Source organism: Paenibacillus sp. Y301 (assembly GCF_059445505.1).
Window position 1 is genome coordinate 122,786 of the sequence record NZ_JCAIUL010000002.1, and the last position, 16,274, is coordinate 139,059.

At 40.4% G+C, this 16,274-nt stretch carries 13 protein-coding genes; 10 read left to right on the plus strand and 3 right to left on the minus strand.

The window, feature by feature from the left end:
• The first annotated feature begins 94 nt into the window (after positions 1 to 94).
• The 7 genes from AC1D69_RS04015 to AC1D69_RS04045 all read left to right on the plus strand — a co-directional run bounded on the left by AC1D69_RS04015 (position 95) and on the right by AC1D69_RS04045 (position 10,555).
• Entirely contained in the window at positions 95 to 1,861 is a 1,767-nt protein-coding gene (locus AC1D69_RS04015; RefSeq protein WP_495454872.1) for a cache domain-containing sensor histidine kinase, read from the plus strand.
• Positions 1,854 to 3,443 (plus strand): response regulator, encoded by a 1,590-nt coding sequence (locus AC1D69_RS04020; protein ID WP_495454873.1) that lies wholly within the window; start codon positions 1,854 to 1,856, stop codon positions 3,441 to 3,443. The genes AC1D69_RS04015 and AC1D69_RS04020 overlap by 8 nt, the downstream gene beginning before the upstream one ends.
• Positions 3,444 to 3,673: 230 nt before the next feature.
• A complete protein-coding gene (locus AC1D69_RS04025; protein ID WP_495454874.1) occupies positions 3,674 to 5,032 on the plus strand; it encodes an ABC transporter substrate-binding protein in 1,359 nt (452 codons plus the stop codon).
• An 87-nt stretch (positions 5,033 to 5,119) separates the two neighbouring features.
• Entirely contained in the window at positions 5,120 to 5,995 is an 876-nt protein-coding gene (locus AC1D69_RS04030; protein ID WP_495454875.1) for a carbohydrate ABC transporter permease, read from the plus strand.
• The gene (locus tag AC1D69_RS04035) at positions 5,995 to 6,834 is read left to right on the plus strand and encodes a carbohydrate ABC transporter permease (RefSeq protein WP_495454876.1); all 840 of its coding nucleotides are present in this window, start codon (positions 5,995 to 5,997) and stop codon (positions 6,832 to 6,834) included. Before AC1D69_RS04030 ends, AC1D69_RS04035 begins: the two co-directional genes overlap by 1 nt.
• Positions 6,835 to 6,865: 31 nt before the next feature.
• Positions 6,866 to 8,758 (plus strand): beta-N-acetylhexosaminidase, encoded by a 1,893-nt coding sequence (locus AC1D69_RS04040; RefSeq protein WP_495454877.1) that lies wholly within the window; start codon positions 6,866 to 6,868, stop codon positions 8,756 to 8,758.
• A 39-nt stretch (positions 8,759 to 8,797) separates the two neighbouring features.
• Positions 8,798 to 10,555: a glycoside hydrolase family 35 protein gene (locus tag AC1D69_RS04045; protein ID WP_495454878.1), complete on the plus strand. Its 1,758-nt coding sequence runs from the start codon at positions 8,798 to 8,800 to the stop codon at positions 10,553 to 10,555.
• Between the two features lie 243 nt (positions 10,556 to 10,798).
• Here the strand turns inward: AC1D69_RS04045 and AC1D69_RS04050 are convergent, their stop codons facing one another.
• The 3 genes from AC1D69_RS04050 to AC1D69_RS04060 all read right to left on the minus strand — a co-directional run bounded on the left by AC1D69_RS04050 (position 10,799) and on the right by AC1D69_RS04060 (position 13,163).
• Positions 10,799 to 11,179, minus strand: coding sequence for a VOC family protein (locus tag AC1D69_RS04050; protein WP_495454879.1), 381 nt, complete (start codon positions 11,177 to 11,179; stop codon positions 10,799 to 10,801).
• 297 nt (positions 11,180 to 11,476) lie between these two features.
• Positions 11,477 to 12,397, minus strand: a complete 921-nt coding sequence (locus AC1D69_RS04055; protein ID WP_495455286.1) for an aldolase — start codon at positions 12,395 to 12,397, stop codon at positions 11,477 to 11,479.
• Between the two features lie 337 nt (positions 12,398 to 12,734).
• Positions 12,735 to 13,163 (minus strand): VanZ family protein, encoded by a 429-nt coding sequence (locus tag AC1D69_RS04060; RefSeq protein WP_495454880.1) that lies wholly within the window; start codon positions 13,161 to 13,163, stop codon positions 12,735 to 12,737.
• Between the two features lie 509 nt (positions 13,164 to 13,672).
• Between AC1D69_RS04060 and AC1D69_RS04065 the strand changes: the two genes are divergently transcribed.
• The 3 genes from AC1D69_RS04065 to galU all read left to right on the plus strand — a co-directional run bounded on the left by AC1D69_RS04065 (position 13,673) and on the right by galU (position 16,249).
• Complete coding sequence (locus AC1D69_RS04065; RefSeq protein WP_495454881.1) at positions 13,673 to 14,428, plus strand: YveK family protein; 756 nt, start codon at positions 13,673 to 13,675, stop codon at positions 14,426 to 14,428.
• The gene (locus AC1D69_RS04070; RefSeq protein ID WP_495454882.1) at positions 14,409 to 15,098 is read left to right on the plus strand and encodes a CpsD/CapB family tyrosine-protein kinase; all 690 of its coding nucleotides are present in this window, start codon (positions 14,409 to 14,411) and stop codon (positions 15,096 to 15,098) included. The genes AC1D69_RS04065 and AC1D69_RS04070 overlap by 20 nt, the downstream gene beginning before the upstream one ends.
• Before the next feature lie 260 nt (positions 15,099 to 15,358).
• Positions 15,359 to 16,249 (plus strand): UTP--glucose-1-phosphate uridylyltransferase GalU, encoded by an 891-nt coding sequence (gene galU, locus AC1D69_RS04075; protein ID WP_495454883.1) that lies wholly within the window; start codon positions 15,359 to 15,361, stop codon positions 16,247 to 16,249.
• Positions 16,250 to 16,274: the final 25 nt, after the last annotated feature.

Sequence of the window (16,274 nt, forward strand, 5' to 3'; positions counted from 1 at the left end):
TTGGTGGACCGTCTTTATTTAAGTTTATCTTAGCACAGTCAAAATAATACATCAATAAAGTAAACATACATATTATGCGTCAAAGGGGAACAAGATGATCCGTAACTTTAGAAACAGTATCAAAATGAGAATCATGGTGTCATTTCTTGTTGTATTAATTCTACCTACAGCCAGTATCAGCATTAGTTCGAATTTAATTTCCAAATCCCTATTGAAGGATCGAGTAAGTGAATCTTTCATGGATAACCTGTCATACCTTGGACAATCGCTCGAGTTCGACATGCGGGAATGGGAGCGTATCATCGATTCGTTACAAGTGAACCATACGATTGAATCGATCTTTGCGTCCAAATATCAAAGTGAGGTGGATTACTTTTTCGATGTCAAAGAAGCAGGGGAAGTATTTGATGATTGGGCGTATGCTTCCAACATGTATAAGTATATTTCCTCGCTAGTTCTTATAGGAAGTAACGGGAAAATTATCCGATATGGTGAAGATGTAGGTCATTTAGACGTGGATAAACTCATCCAAAAGGATTGGATGCCGAAATTGGAGAAGTCCAACGGAGAACTGGTATGGCTAGGAATCCACGAAAACTATGCTGATTTTCATTACCCCAATCCCTATGTCATTTCACTGGCCAAGCGTTTGAAATATGGAAAGAATGACGTAATCGTATATATGAGCTTTAAATCGCAATTTTTTTTCGACAAGCTTAATACGAAGCATGATCCCAACAACAACTTGTTCTTGCTGGACACACAGAATAAAATTGTTTACAATCGCGAATTGAACAATATCAACCAGCGATATGAGAATACCCTGAATATTCAGGGTAAGGGTTATTCTGTGCTGACAGATTCCAATGGTAATAAGGAGCTAGAGGCAAAGTTTCCCCTTTACACTACAGGCTGGAGTATTGTTGAGACCATTCCTTTAGATGTATTAACAGAAGGGTCTTCGTTAATCTTTAAGGTGACGATCATTGTATTTCTGTTATCATTTCTTATTTCGGGGATCGTATGGTATATTATTGCCTCAAAAATTGTTAATCCGATCCAGCAACTTGCGAGAGTGATGAGAAGGGTCCAGGGGAACGAGGGTGCCGTGATTACGGTGACGGATCGAAAAGATGAAATCGGGCAGTTAACCCATAGTTTCAACTATATGATGATGCGCATTGAACGCCTGCACCAAGAGCATCTCCTTGAGCAAGCGGAGAAGAACGACGCCGAGTACCGTGCCCTGCAAGCGCAAATTAATCCTCATTTTCTATACAACACATTGAATTCTATACGCTGGATGGCCATGATTCAGCAGGCGGACAATATTCGAGAAACCGTTGAAGTATTAGGTCGTTTGCTGAGGAATACGATAAAGATGAAAGAAACGATCATTCCGATTTATAAAGAACTTGAATTATTAAGAGATTATATCTATATTCAAAAAATTAGGTACAATGATAAATTCGAAGTGGTATTCGAAATAGAAGAGTCGATGAAAGATTATCGTTGTTTGAAATTTATTTTACAGCCTATCGTTGAAAACGCTATTTTTCATGGGATTGAACCTAAAGAAGAAAGGGGTACAATCACGATTCGTGCATTTCAGGACAAAGATCAGCTCGTCATAGAAGTCTATGATAATGGCGTTGGAATGCCACCGAAAGTATTGGACAAGCTGCTGTCCGATCATGATGACAAAGCCGGCATAGGCGTGCGAAATGTGCATGAACGAATACAACGAACATTTGGAAAGAACTACGGTCTGGAGCTTGAAAGCAGTATTGGAGCATATACGAAAGTTCGAATCATGCAACCTGTGATTTTTAACCAACAGGAGGATGGACGGTTTGAATAAAATACTTATTGTTGATGATGAAATGCTGGCACGGATCGGAATCAAATCATTACTATCCGGTAATGAAAAAGGGTACGTTGTTGTCGGTGAAGCGGAAAATGGAAAAAAAGCATTGGAAATCATTGAAGAGCTGCATCCGGATATTGTAATTACCGATATAAAGATGCCTGTAATGAATGGAATTGATTTGATCAAGCAGGCAAAAGAACGGTTAAATCCACCCGATTTTATCGTGCTTAGCTCTTATGATGATTTCGATTATGTGAAACAAGCCTTGGTTCTTGGGGCAAAAGATTATTTTCTGAAATTGGAGCTGACACCCGAGCAACTCATATCCACGATGGATCGGGTAAGCCAAGCGCGTAGTGAGACAAGGTTAGAGAAGCCGTATTTGAAACAATCTTATGTTGAACATTTATCGTCGAAAGATTTTGAAATTGTCAAAAACAATTTTTTGAAGGAAATTATACAAGGTAGTTATTACAAAGAGAATGAAATAGAACAAAAGCTACGAGATTTAGGAGTCACTCTCCCCCAGGACCGAATTCAAGCGGGTGTGATTCTTTTGAATGGAACAGAGATATACCAGAAATATAAAGACAAAGATGTTGATTTATTCCAGTTTTCTGTACAGAACATCATCTCCGAAATCGTGTCTGACTATCGGTATGCTCATACCGTGTTTACGCATTCTAAGGAAATAACGGTTCTGTATGCACAAGCGGACCATGCTGAGATGTCACATAAGATCGAAGACCTGATGGAGGCTATGCTAAAAGCGTTGAAAACGTATTTAAACATCACGGGTTTGATCGGTGTTTCCGATATCCATGCAGGATATGGCTCTATAAAGACGGGTTACCAAGAAGCTATGGATCACGCGAGACAACATCATGTGTCGAAGGCATTCGCCGAAACAGTCGTCCAACCGGACAGGTTGTTCTTGAATGTTAATGACTACATCAAGCAGTTCGACACCATTATTCAGATCTCAGATATGGACAGAATGGAACAATGCTTAGGAAGCGTTGTAGAATTTGTTAAGGAAACGCACGCCAATGATAAGCATGTGGTCAAAAGCCTTTGTTCAGCACTGCTGTTCTCCTTAAGCTCATATGTTGCTGAACAACATCCGACACTTAAGCTGGAAGAAGCATGGGAATCAGATCCTTATCCATCCTTGAGTCATTTATACACGGATTATGATTATATTGTCTGGATTCAGCGTTTGGAGAAAGTAACCGCTTTAGTATTCAATAGCTTAGGTGAGTCACGAAGATTGATTCACCAGGCGAAGCAATTTATTCAATCACATTATGCTCATAATATTTCATTGGAAGCTATCGCAGAGGAATTAAATATATCTCCGAATTATTTAAGTCATTTATTTCGCAAAGAGACCCAAGAGAGTGTTGTGGAATTTATTACACGCTATCGCATTGATCAGGCCAAAAAATTATTACGAACAACCCATTATAAAGTATATGAAGTTGGACAAATGGTTGGGTATGACAGTGAACAGTATTTTAGCCGGGTGTTTAAGAAAGTGGTTGGTATGCCACCTGCTAAATATAAAATGTAATTCGGCGATATCATAGTCCACATTGTCCCGTAATGACAATGTGGATTTTTTATAACTTTTCATAGAAAAAGATAAGAAAAACGAAGTGGGTTATTGTTTTTAATGAGCTTGTTTTTCTAATGAGCTGGATAAGATAAATTTCCTGAATTTCGTGCATTAACATGATGGGTTGGATTTTCTATACTTGCATAGTAAGTGAGTCATTTAAGTAATAGGGGGAATATAGACCAATGAAAAAGCAAAGAAAAATAACGGGTTTGTTGCTTGCCACAGTAATGCTAACAGGCTTACTGGCGGGATGCGGATCAAATAATTCGAATCAGGAAACATCCTCTGGTGAAACCGCAGGTACAACAACAGATGCCGCTAAAACTGTGAAAATCTACGTGGATGGAAATCGGGCTAAAGATAGTAACTTTTTGAATGTCGTTGACGCATTTAAGAAAGACACAGGTATCAACGTAGAATTTAATGTCATTCCTGGAGATGGCGTAGGGATCTTCAAGAAGATCGATATTGATCTAGGGGCAAAGGACAGTTCCACAGATATTATTCTTTTCAGCACACCGATCCAATTGGATAAATATGTGAGAAGCGAATCGTTTCTTCCGCTTAATGATCTAATTACAGAAGATAATTATGATGCAAAAGGGAAATTTGGAGAGTATCTGCAAGAAACAGACGGCAAGATTTATAGCCTTCCAGCAGGTGCTGGTAAATGGGCTGTATACTACAACAAAAAAATATTCGACGATGCAAATGTTCCTTATCCTTCAGGCGCATGGACATGGGACCAATATGTTGAAACAGCTAAAAAATTAACCGATCCAAGCAAAAAAATCTATGGTTCTTATATGCTTGATTATGATGCCTATATGTACTTTACGGCACGCCAAAAAAATGTATCGGGATATAAGGCAGATGGTACTTCGAACTATGATGATCCTGCATTCAAAGAAGCACTTCAATTCTATGGTGATCTTGGAAATGTAGATAAAGTTCAACCAAGTTGGATGGAATTTAAAACTAAAAAGCTGGCTTGGGATGGGTTTATGTCAGGTCAATATGGTATGCACGTCATTGGGACTTGGTATACCAATATGTTCCTAGATAAAGAAAATTACCCGCGTGACTGGAAATTTGGCGTTGCTGAAATTCCAACACCAGCGAATAGCACTGAGAAAAATAATCTAGCTGTAATTAATGGTTTAGCGATCAACGCCTACTCGAAACAACCGAAAGAAGCATTCGAGTTTGTTAAATACTTCGCTGAGAATAACTATAAATATACAGGTGACCTACCTGCACGAGTGGATCTAAAGGATCAGGACATTAATGAAATGTTCCAAAAAATCGTAGATCGTACTAACGGGGAAGTATCCGTGGATGATCTGAACAAAGCGATTTACCAAAATGATCAGGGATTTGCGGAAGAGAAAATTGTAGGTCCAGCTGCGCAAGAGTATAGCAATATTATTTTACAGGAAAGCGAATTGTATTTAATTGAACAGAAGTCACTTGACGATACGGTAAAAACGATTAAAGAACGTGTCGACGAAGCAATAAAGATTGAGCAGTCGAATCAATAGTCGAACTAAACAAATTGTTATGTTGGGCTGCCTAGGGCAGCCCAACATTATTTAATGGGGTGAAATGGAATGTCCTCTATCAGAGAAATGATGAAATCAGGCGAGGCAAAAGCGGGTTTACTATTTATCCTGCCGTTTCTAGCAGGTTTTCTAATCTTCAACTTATTTCCGCTCCTGTATGCCTTTTATATTAGCATGGTGGATTACAATACGCTGAAACCAAGTTATAACTTTATCGGGTTTGATAATTTTGTTCGCATCTTTCACGATGATATTGCGATAAAGGCTTACTGGAACAGTTTTCTATACACATTAATTTACGTACCTGTTCTGATTGTTTTATCTTTTTTATTAGCGATTCTATTAAATCGTAAATTTTTCCTTCGTCCTGTCAGTCGCACGATGATTCTGATTCCTTACGTTGCGAATGTCGTTGCCATTGCCATGGTGTTCTCGGTGATCCTCGATCCGTATGATGGCCCTGTGAATGCTTTCCTTCATCTAATTGGAATTGAAAATCCACCGATGTGGTTAGGAGGAGTAAGTACGGCGCTGCCTACGATCGCATTAATTAATGTATGGCAGAGTCTTTCGTTTCAAACCATCGTTTTTCTAGCTGCTCTGCAAGGAGTTCCTGGTGAATTATACGAGGCAGCAGATCTAGATGGAGCAAGCTGGTGGCAAAGGGTGCGTAACGTAACCATTCCGCTTGTATCACCTACAACCTTTTTCCTTGTAATTACAAGTATTATCGGTTCTTTTCAGAACTACGCATCTGTGCGCGCGTTAACGAACGGAGGACCGGGTGTAGCGTCTCGCGTCATTTCACTCAACATTTATGAAGAAGCCTTTACCTATAATCGGTATAGTTATGCAGCAGCACAGGCTATTTTGTTATTTGCGGTCATCTTAGTAATTACGATCATTCAGTGGAAGGGGCAAAAGAGATGGGTTCACTATTAATGAAAAAGAAATCGCGAACCGAAGTTAAACCCTCCATGGTCATCGCTTCGATCGTGATTTTGGTACTTGGTTTATTCATGATCGTTCCGTTCCTATTTATGATTTCAGCAGCGCTGAAACCGAATGCACTCATTTTCTCGGAACCCCTGAAGTTCATTCCAGACCAGATCTACTGGGATAATTTCAAAACGATTTTTCATCATGAGTATTTCTTCAAGTGGTATGGCAACTCAGTCATTATTGTGGTCCTGACGATGATTGCCAGATTCGCAATCGTTACGATGGCTGCTTATGCTTTTGCTAGATTGGACTTCCCATTTAAAGAGAGCATTTTCTTCCTGTTCATTGCTACAATGATGATTCCTGCCGATACGACAGTGATCGCGAGATACATGTTGTATAAATCATTACATATATATAATACACAATGGGCGTTGATCATTCCGGCCACGTTCGATGTATTTTTTATTTTCTTACTGCGACAGTTCTTTGCAGGCTTGCCTAAAGAAATTTCTGAAGCGGCTAAGGTGGATGGCTGTTCCCAATTCAAAATTTATTACCGCATCATATTGCCGCTTGCCGTGCCAGCGCTTGTGACAATGCTGTTGTTCACCTTTATTTGGACGTGGAATGATTTTGTAAATCCGTTTATATTCATTTCCAGTATAGACAGGCAGGTCGTAACCGTAGGGTTGGAATATTTCCAAGAGCAAGCAGGGACCGATTACGCGCTACAGATGGCAGGGGCATGTATTATCGTTATTATTCCTATTATTTTGTTCGCATTCTCCCAAAGATATTTTGTTGAAGGGATTGCAAGTTCCGGTGTTAAAGGATAATCCCTATTTCAAAAAAAGGAGATGAAAAAGAATGTTGATCCATATTAAGAATTCGTTGGAGCCACAGTTGTTAGAGGGACTTCACATCCTACAAGAGGAACTCGGATACACGTTATCCAAGGATGGTCTTTGTATTGAAGTCACGCAAAGACCGGGGAACCTGGTGGTCAGTTTAGAAGATCGGCAAGGAAACATTCAGTTTGAACAACCTATCCATCTCTATCGGGCAATGGGTCTTTTTATTGAACATGCCAGGGTGGAAGATGCTTTCGATGTGGAAGAAACACCTCAATTTCGTACCAGTGGTGCTATGGTTGATAACTCGCGAAATGCCGTCTTGTCAATCGATAGCGTGAAGAGGTTGATTCGGATCATGGCAACGATGGGGTTAAATCAGTTGATGCTGTATACCGAAGATACTTATGAAATCCCGACGCGTCCGTACTTTGGTTACTTGCGAGGGAGATATACCTATGATGAAATAAAAGCATGCGATGATTATGCTACCATATTTGGAATCGAGATGGTTGCTTGCATTCAGACACTTGGACATTTGCGCCAGGCACTTCAATGGCAACATACAGATGAATATAAGGATACAGATGATATTCTACTGATTGGATCGGAAGAAACCTATCAATTCATCGATGAGATGATACAGGCTGCGACGGCGCCACTTCGAAGTAAACGAATTCATATCGGGATGGATGAAGCCCACACCCTTGGTCTGGGCAACTATATCAAGAAAAATGGGTATCGTCCTCGATTTGAATTGATGAATGAGCATTTGAATCGGGTCCTTCAAATTACAGCAAAGTATGGTTTGAAACCGATGATATGGAGCGACATGTATTTCCGGCTCGGTTCCGAAGATGGAGACTATTACGATACAAATTCAGTCGTTCCCGCTCATGTCATCGCTGACATGCCGAAAGAAATGCAATATGTTTATTGGGATTATTATCACAGTGATCCTGCATTTTATAAGGACTATATTCAGAAACACCAGAAATTTGGCTCATCACCAATCTTTGCCGGAGGGGCTTGGACCTGGAACGGGATTATTCCGAATCATGGAAAAGCGTTCCGAACGACAAATGCAGCTTTATCTGTATGTAAAGAGGAAGGGGTAACGGAGGTCATTGCTACCATGTGGGGTGACAATGGCAACGAAGGGAATATATTCTCCGGACTGCCGGCACTACAGGTATATGCAGAACACACCTATGCGAAAGAGCTAGATGTGCAGAAGCTGAAACAAAGGTTTAAAACATGTACGGGCGGGGAATGGGATCATTTCATCCAAGCCAAATATATCGATGAGCTTCCTGGAACACCAGCGGACAATTTAATAGAGGCTAATCCATCCAGGTATTTATTATGGCAGGATCTGTTGCTGGGGTTATTCGATAAGCACGTAGAGGGACGAAATCTACCGAAGCATTACGAGGATATGGCAGCCCAAATGCAGACTTATGCCAAGAATAATCCGAAATGGTCGATGCTGTTCCTCGTATACGAAAAGTTATGCGCGGTTCTATCTATCAAATCGGACATAGGGATTCGTATTAAGAATGGCTATGAGCTACAAGATCAGAAGGAACTGTGTCGAATCGCGGATGTGGAATTGGCTCAGCTAATGACTTATGTAAATGAATTACATGATGCGCACCGTGTGCAATGGACGGCAACTTTTAAAATATTCGGTTGGGAGATTATTGATCTTCGTTACGGAGGGTTACTTGCAAGAATCAGATCAGTGCAGCAACGTCTTCTAGCTTATGTATCTGGAGATATTACCAGTTTAGAAGAATTGGAGACTACTAAACTTAGCTATGATGGGGGAGCGAGTTGGGTGGATGATCAACTCGGTTTCTGTAATCTCTATCATCGTATGATCTCAACTAGTACAACTTTATTATAAAGAGGAAATTCAAAGAGACCGAGTGCTGAGGTGAACACAATGTCAGATTTTAGTTATATAAATGATCAATTTTACTATAATGGGCAAGCGACGCGCATCATTTCAGGTGCCATCCACTATTTCCGCGTAGTACCCGAATATTGGGAGGATCGGTTGCAGAAGCTGCTAGCTTGCGGATTCAATACCGTGGAAACCTATATTCCCTGGAATTTTCACGAGCCCAAGAAGGGGCAATTCCAGTTCAGTGGGATGGCCAATGTCGCTCAGTTTATTCAAATCGCTGGGAATTTGGGACTACATGTAATCGTCCGTCCATCACCCTACATTTGTGCGGAATGGGAATTCGGAGGGTTGCCGGCTTGGCTTCTTGCTGAGCCGGAACTACGCTTGAGATGCACAGATCCTATCTATTTGAATCATGTGGATGATTATTATGCCGAGCTGCTTCCCAGATTAGAGCCTCTATTGTGTACCAATGGCGGCCCGATTATCGCCATGCAGGTCGAGAATGAGTATGGCAGCTACGGGAATGATCAGAAGTACTTAGATCATATCAAGCGGAAGATGCTGGAGCATGGAATGAATGTCCTACTATTTACTTCAGATGGAGCAGAGGATGCGATGATCCAAGGGGGAATGATGCCTGGGATATTGGCAACGGCCAATTTCGGCTCCCGGGCAGAGGAGTCTTTTCACAAACTTGGTGAATATCAACCTGATGCGCCATACATGTGTATGGAATATTGGAATGGTTGGTTCGATCATTGGGGCAAACCGCATCACGCTCGTGACGCGGACGATGTAGCCAATGTATTAGAGGATATGCTAAAGCTAAAGGGATCCGTTAACTTCTATATGTTCCATGGAGGGACGAATTTCGGATTGTATAACGGAGCGAATTGCATGACAGACCGGTACGATTATCAAGCAACCGTTACCAGTTATGATTATGATTCGCTCTTGAATGAGTCTGGCGAACCGACGGATAAGTATTGGAAGGTTCGTGATGTACTAAGCAAATATGGATTTAAAGGTACCCGTGAACTACCCATTGCAATACCTAAGAAGGATTACGGTTCGATTCAGATGACGGGACAAGCACTGTTGCGTGATCAATTGCTTCAGATTTCTTCGCCGATCCATACGGTTTATCCTAAGACGATGGAGAAGCTGGGCCAAGAGTACGGATACTGTCTATACACGACACATATTAGTGGACCACGCCCGAGCAAGGAGTTCGAAGTGCAAGAAGTGCGTGATCGGGCACAAGTGTATATGAATGGTGAGGAAATGGGTGTTCTTGAGAGATGGAATCCGGACCAGAGATTATCCTTTGAAGTGCCAGAGGAAAGCGCTACCATAGAAATCTTGGTGGAGAATATGGGACGCATTAACTATGGTCCTTATCTGGAAGATCGAAAGGGAATAACGGAGGGAGTTCGGCATGGCTTCCAATTCTTATCGGAGTGGATAAGCTATCCATTACCACTGGACAATTTGTCTGAACTTACATTTGAACCGATCGGGTCAGAGCTTCCCAAGGAACCTTGCTTCTATCAAGGTCGCTTATGCATAGAGGAAATAGCGGATACGTTTGTACACTTAGATGGCTGGCAAAAAGGAGTAATCTTCATCAATGGATTTAACCTTGGTCGTTATTGGGAAATCGGTCCGCAGCAAACATTGTATATTCCAGCGCCTTTATTGAAATTAGGAGATAATGAGGTTATTATATTCGAGCAACATGGCACGGAAACTAGAGAGATCCGTTTTATGGATCATGCTATTCTAGGTTGATCATACCAAGTATCAAGCAGCTTCTTAGGTTTAGAGAACCTTTAAGAAGCTGTTTTTTGAAAATATAAGAATGTATAAGTATTTCTGCTTATACATAGGATTATATTCCAACGCTAAACGTTTCATCGCCGCTAAAGGACGGCGAAGCCGTTTATGCTTGTTTAACTTGGTCGTCCATCAATCTAGCTCAATACAAACAACAAGCGCTTGTTGTTTGCTGAGTGAATAGATGAAATGTAACGGTTACTTCTTCTCCACTACAGCAAAATAATTGTCTTCATCATCTGCAAAGTTAAATACTCTTCCTTCAGGCACGTTAACCATTTCTCCGACGGTTATTCCTTTATCTGAGAAGTCCTTATACAGTTGATCAAGATCCTCCGAGAAAAACAATAATGACGGAGTCTCCAGATGGATTCCAGGAGACATCTGTGCAACTAATTCCTTGTTATGTAGAACGATGCTTGTTTGAGCACCCTTGGTAGGCGCAACTTCATACCATTTCATTCCTTCGCCGTTATCTGTTTCTGAGATGAGGGAGAAGCCAACCCTTTCTGTCCAGAACTTCAATGATTCTTCCTGGTTATTTACATACAACATAATTTGCCCGACGATATTAATCAATGTATTTCGCTCCTTTTTTCATGTCATTATTTTAACTATTTAAATTATAAACATTTGTATGCAATATTCCTATCAAATTCAGTAAGCTGAGTCAAATTCCCACGGGTCTAATTCAATGGAAGGAGCACGCAATTGAAATATAGCATTAAAGAAGTTGAATCGGATTAAATTTAAGTGAAAGACTGAAACAACCTAAACCGACTCCTAAGTAGAATGATTAAGGAGTGGGTTTTTATGTTCTTATATTTCAGGAGCTAGTAGTACGTATGAGATATATTGGCTATTGCTATCAGTTGTTTATTTCTCAATTGTAGATAGAACCATGTCTGTCAACTGCTGCACAGTAGACTCGTGTAATGGGCGTTGGAGTTGATAAATATCGATATTGCTAGACATGCGGGCAGTCATATCAAAATGCCAGTTGGTTAACCCACTGTCTGGAAGAAAAAAATTACGGTATGTATTGCGATAAAGGAGAGGAAGACGCTCTAACTTATTTATTAATCGAATATCGGGTTGACTGCAATCCATCTTGATCAGTTCAAATATACCGGCTAGAGGAAGTATGTCGGTAGAAAATTGAGAGGCGACAGGAATTGCATATTTCGTTTCGCGATCAAATAATGGACGGAATTCATCTGAATTCATGCCGAAGCTATCTAGGCTCTCTTGCCAAAGCTTTTGCTGTGGATAGGCTGGTGTCACATAAGGGATATTGTCTGGACCAAGTGTAACGGCGATTAAGTCGTCGGTTAATAATTGGAATCCCCGTTGGATAAAGGAAGATGCAAGCGTTGATTTGCCATGTCCGGACTCACCAATGAATGCATAAGCTTTATGGTCAATGACTACCGCACTGCCATGCAATGGAAGGATCTTTCGTTGCAGTAAAATAGCACCCATGCATGACCCAAGAATGTATAGTCGGAGTTTATCTTCATCCGCATCTTTCTCGGGAGAAATAGTGATGATTGTTCCGCCTTCCACTGAGAAGACAGCTTGATTCGGTATCCAGAACATAATCAGATTCTCGGTTACTACGTATTTCTTAGTCAACATAGAGAGTTCTGCCCATCTTTCTGTTAAGTCAGCATAGCGGATGGAAATATCGATATTATTCGGAGGAATGTCTAACTGCTGCAGCTCAGGCAGCGGGATATCGCTTTTTATGGAATACCCGAAAGCCTTATATATAGTTGTACTCATTGTATGAACCACTGTCATCACCCTATTAATTATATTTTTTTGAAAAAGGGAAAGCCAAAGTTTCCTAGCATAAGGCTGTCATACTCGATCTGAACGGATCCTCGATTAAATAAATACCGACAAGCGCGGGCTCATTCGTACTTCCTCTGTTAATCAATTAGAGTAACAATTTCGCGATACAATTCGTATCATCATATAACGTACAAATGTTTTGTATCAAGTTATTTTTAATAATATTATTATCAACTCAACTTTCCCTTCTATGTTACAACAACATTCCATAACTGAACAGTCTCGTTTTCCACACGCTTGATCTGGACCTCCAGACCACACTTCAGCAACTCATGGTTTATTTCTCTTTGTTTATGTAACTTGTACGTCTCGTACTTTTGCGTAAGAGGAATAGACATATTATATAAGCTAAGAGAATACCAGCAGAATCATTGGCAATATCATAGATCCTACCGCCTCGGAAGAAGAATAGTTGAAGAATTTCGGTCAAGGCTGCGTAGACGATAGAGAAGAAGAAGGCGGACTTATATTTGCCCAAGCTTGATGAGAGTATGGCTAGGATAAAGAAACCGAAGAAATGGCCTATTTTTCGATTCATCCAATCATGACTTGTCCATTGAAAATCAAGCTTAAGTAACTCAGACCAATCTGGAGTCGGATTAAAATTGAAAACAACAATATGATATCTAATGAGCAGATGAAAGTTTACCGAGCAAGTGAATACGAATAGAATGAAAGCCCAACCTACTGTGAGGATAATACGCATAAGACATCTCCTTTATTTTAAAGTTCTTCTATTATATGTATAATTTTGTGAGATGAAATTGGAATGAGTATTTTGATATGAATCGTAACTAACCAAGTTAGTATATAGTAGCTCTACTAGCGATTCAAGATCGAAATTTCCTAATTAAAGGAAACAGCGTTAATGATGAGTATATCATTAACGCTGTTTTCTTTTGTCGTTATTTGTACCTCGAACGGTAGAATGACGTACAGAATGATATAACATAATCGCAGTTGTAGTCCAACTAGTTAGAGAGGAATGAGATAGATAAAATAGTAAGCGCTATCAGAAGAAGTGATAGAAATATATTCTTGACATGATACAAACTGTATCGTAAAGTATGGGGTAAGAATGATACATAATGTATCAACATTTTTTTTGGGTAAGTGAATTCCGGAGATATTTTGTCAAATTATCTATGATGGAAGTCAAATACAATTTTTGTCTGTTACTTATATTCCACAAGTGGAGCGAGGGGTTGCGAGAGTATGGAACTCAAACAGTATTTTAGGATTGTTCAGAAGAAATGGTGGTTGATCGTAGCGATTGTTGTTATCGCAATGGCAGCGACAGGATTCAAGAGCCTTTACTTTACAACACCGATCTATTCGGCAAACGCCAAGATAATCGTTAATCAATCGGCTTCAGCGAATGAAGTGGGAACACTCAATCCGGGTACTATACAAACGAGTATCATTCTTATTAACTCTTATAAAGAAATTATCACATCATCTGCCATTATGGATAAAGTCGTTGATAAATTCCCTGACTTGGGAGTGACTGCTCTAGAATTATCCTCCAAGATATCTGTTACATCAGCGAATAATTCACAAGTAATGAATCTAGTCTACCAGGATACCTCCTATGCCAAAGCTGCCGCTATCGTAAATGCTGTTTCGACGGTATTTAAAGATGAAATTCCTCACATCATGAATGTTGATAACATCACCATTTTAAGTAAAGCGAACACGTCATTAGCTCCATCAGCGATCAATATTAATCCAATTATGAACATTATAATAAGCATTATTGTCTCACTTATGCTTGGGATCGGACTGGTATTTCTGCTCGATTATCTTGATGATACGTTGAAGACTGAAGACGAAATTGTTGAGATTTTGGATATTTCTGTACTTGCAGTTGTTGGAAAGATCACTAAGAAAGAGTTAAAGACCTCTCGTAGGATGAAGGCATTACAAAATCAAAAAGTAGGTGAGAAAAAATATGCGTCGATCAATCAATAGTAGCGGCTTAATTGTTTCGATGAATCCCGAATCACCTATATCGGAAGTATATCGGTTGCTTCGAACCAATATTAATTATTCTTCTAATGATCAGGTATTGAAGACTATCATGGTCACTTCCTCCCAGGCAGGAGAAGGAAAGACCACAACGATAAGCAACTTGGCCATTACTTATGCACAGGAAGGGAAGAATGTGCTTCTTATTGATATGGATATGCGTAAGCCATCACTGCACCTTCTTTTCTCTCAATCGAATCGCCAGGGATTAAGTACGGTGTTAGCTGGACATATAAATGTACATGATGTTATCCAAGAAACCATGGTAAGTCAGTTATCGTTGATCCCTTCTGGGCCGATGCTAGGTAATCCGTCAGATATGATTGATTCTCTAGCCATGCGAGAATTGCTGGAGCAGTTGGGACAGCAATATGATGTCATTCTCATTGATTCCCCTCCAGTATTAGCTGTAACGGATAGTGTCATCATCAGCACATTGTGCGATGGCGTTATTATGGTGGTTGCTGCAGGTAAGGTGAAGAAAAATCAATTGAGGAAAGCTAAAGAACAGTTGGATCATGTCAACGCTCGTATGTTGGGAATTGTGGTTAATCGGATCAATCGAGATAATCAAGCTGGCTTCTACATGAATTATTACGGAATGAAAGGCTAGATAACTAGAGAAATGTTTGGGATAAAAGGTAATGTCTACTGCACCTCTATTACTGTAGGCACTCGTTCACGCTGTGGGTCATAAGGGACCTTAGACATGATTGTCGAGAGTGTGATGTGAGGATGGGTTGAATGCCCTTATTAGAAAATTTAGCTATGTTCTTTTCTCCATTGAAGAGTACATAGCTAGGTTTTTCTATTATATAAGCAATTCCTATTGATACTAGTACAAGAATAAATAGAGATGGATGTGGACCAAGGATGAAGAAAGTGAGAAAAGCAATTATTCCTGCAGCGGGTCTTGGGACGCGCTTCTTACCTGCAACGAAAGCCATGCCGAAGGAAATGCTTCCGATTGTCGATAAGCCGACTATTCAATACATTGTGGAAGAAGCAGTAGCATCTGGCATTGAGGACATTATCATTGTGACGGGAAAAGGTAAACGTGCCATTGAAGACCACTTTGACCATGCACTTGAGTTGGAAAGTAATTTATTCAGTAAAGGGAAGCATGATTTACTTGAGGAAGTACGTCGTTCCTCTAATGTAGAAATTCACTACATACGACAAAAAGAGGCGAAGGGACTTGGTCATGCGGTATGGTGCGCTCGCAACTTTATCGGTAACGAGCCGTTTGCTGTGCTACTCGGAGATGATATCGTACAATCTGAGATACCGTGCATTCGTCAGCTGACGGACCAATTTGAGCAAGTACAAAAGTCTGTGATTGGCGTTCAAGCAGTTCCCCAAGACCAAACACAGCGCTATGGCATAGTTGCTCCAATCGATAGGTTGGGACGTTTGCATGAGGTAGGTTATTTTGTGGAAAAGCCGCCAGCAGGCAAAGCACCTTCTAACTTGGCAATCATGGGCAGATACATATTGACACCGGAAATATTCGAAATTCTTGAACATCTAGAGGAAGGAATTGGCGGAGAAATTCAGTTGACTGATGCTATACAACAGTTGAATGAGAGCCAAGGCGTGTACGCATACGACTTCGAGGGAACCCGTTACGATGTTGGTGAGAAGCTGGGTTTCATCATGACAACTCTCAACTTTGCTTTGCAGAGTGAAGAATTGCGTAAACCATTGTTGCAAGGGATGGAGACTATACTCCAACGAGAACATCTTGTTCGAATAAATCGCTAATGTATTGAACTAAAGTATAAGACAG

Bases quoted from the DNA above. Each gene is read 5' to 3' on its own strand.
- AC1D69_RS04030 (WP_495454875.1), top strand. From the start codon at position 5,120: ATGATGAAATCAGGCGAGGCAAAAGCGGGTTTACTATTTATCCTGCCG.
- AC1D69_RS04065 (WP_495454881.1), top strand. From the start codon at position 13,673: ATGGAACTCAAACAGTATTTTAGGATTGTTCAGAAGAAATGGTGGTTG.
- AC1D69_RS04015 (WP_495454872.1), top strand. From the start codon at position 95: ATGATCCGTAACTTTAGAAACAGTATCAAAATGAGAATCATGGTGTCA.
- AC1D69_RS04025 (WP_495454874.1), top strand. From the start codon at position 3,674: ATGAAAAAGCAAAGAAAAATAACGGGTTTGTTGCTTGCCACAGTAATG.
- AC1D69_RS04070 (WP_495454882.1), top strand. From the start codon at position 14,409: ATGCGTCGATCAATCAATAGTAGCGGCTTAATTGTTTCGATGAATCCC.
- AC1D69_RS04060 (WP_495454880.1), bottom strand. From the start codon at position 13,163: ATGCGTATTATCCTCACAGTAGGTTGGGCTTTCATTCTATTCGTATTC.
- AC1D69_RS04035 (WP_495454876.1), top strand. From the start codon at position 5,995: ATGAAAAAGAAATCGCGAACCGAAGTTAAACCCTCCATGGTCATCGCT.
- AC1D69_RS04045 (WP_495454878.1), top strand. From the start codon at position 8,798: ATGTCAGATTTTAGTTATATAAATGATCAATTTTACTATAATGGGCAA.
- galU (WP_495454883.1), top strand. From the start codon at position 15,359: ATGAAGAAAGTGAGAAAAGCAATTATTCCTGCAGCGGGTCTTGGGACG.
- AC1D69_RS04040 (WP_495454877.1), top strand. From the start codon at position 6,866: ATGTTGATCCATATTAAGAATTCGTTGGAGCCACAGTTGTTAGAGGGA.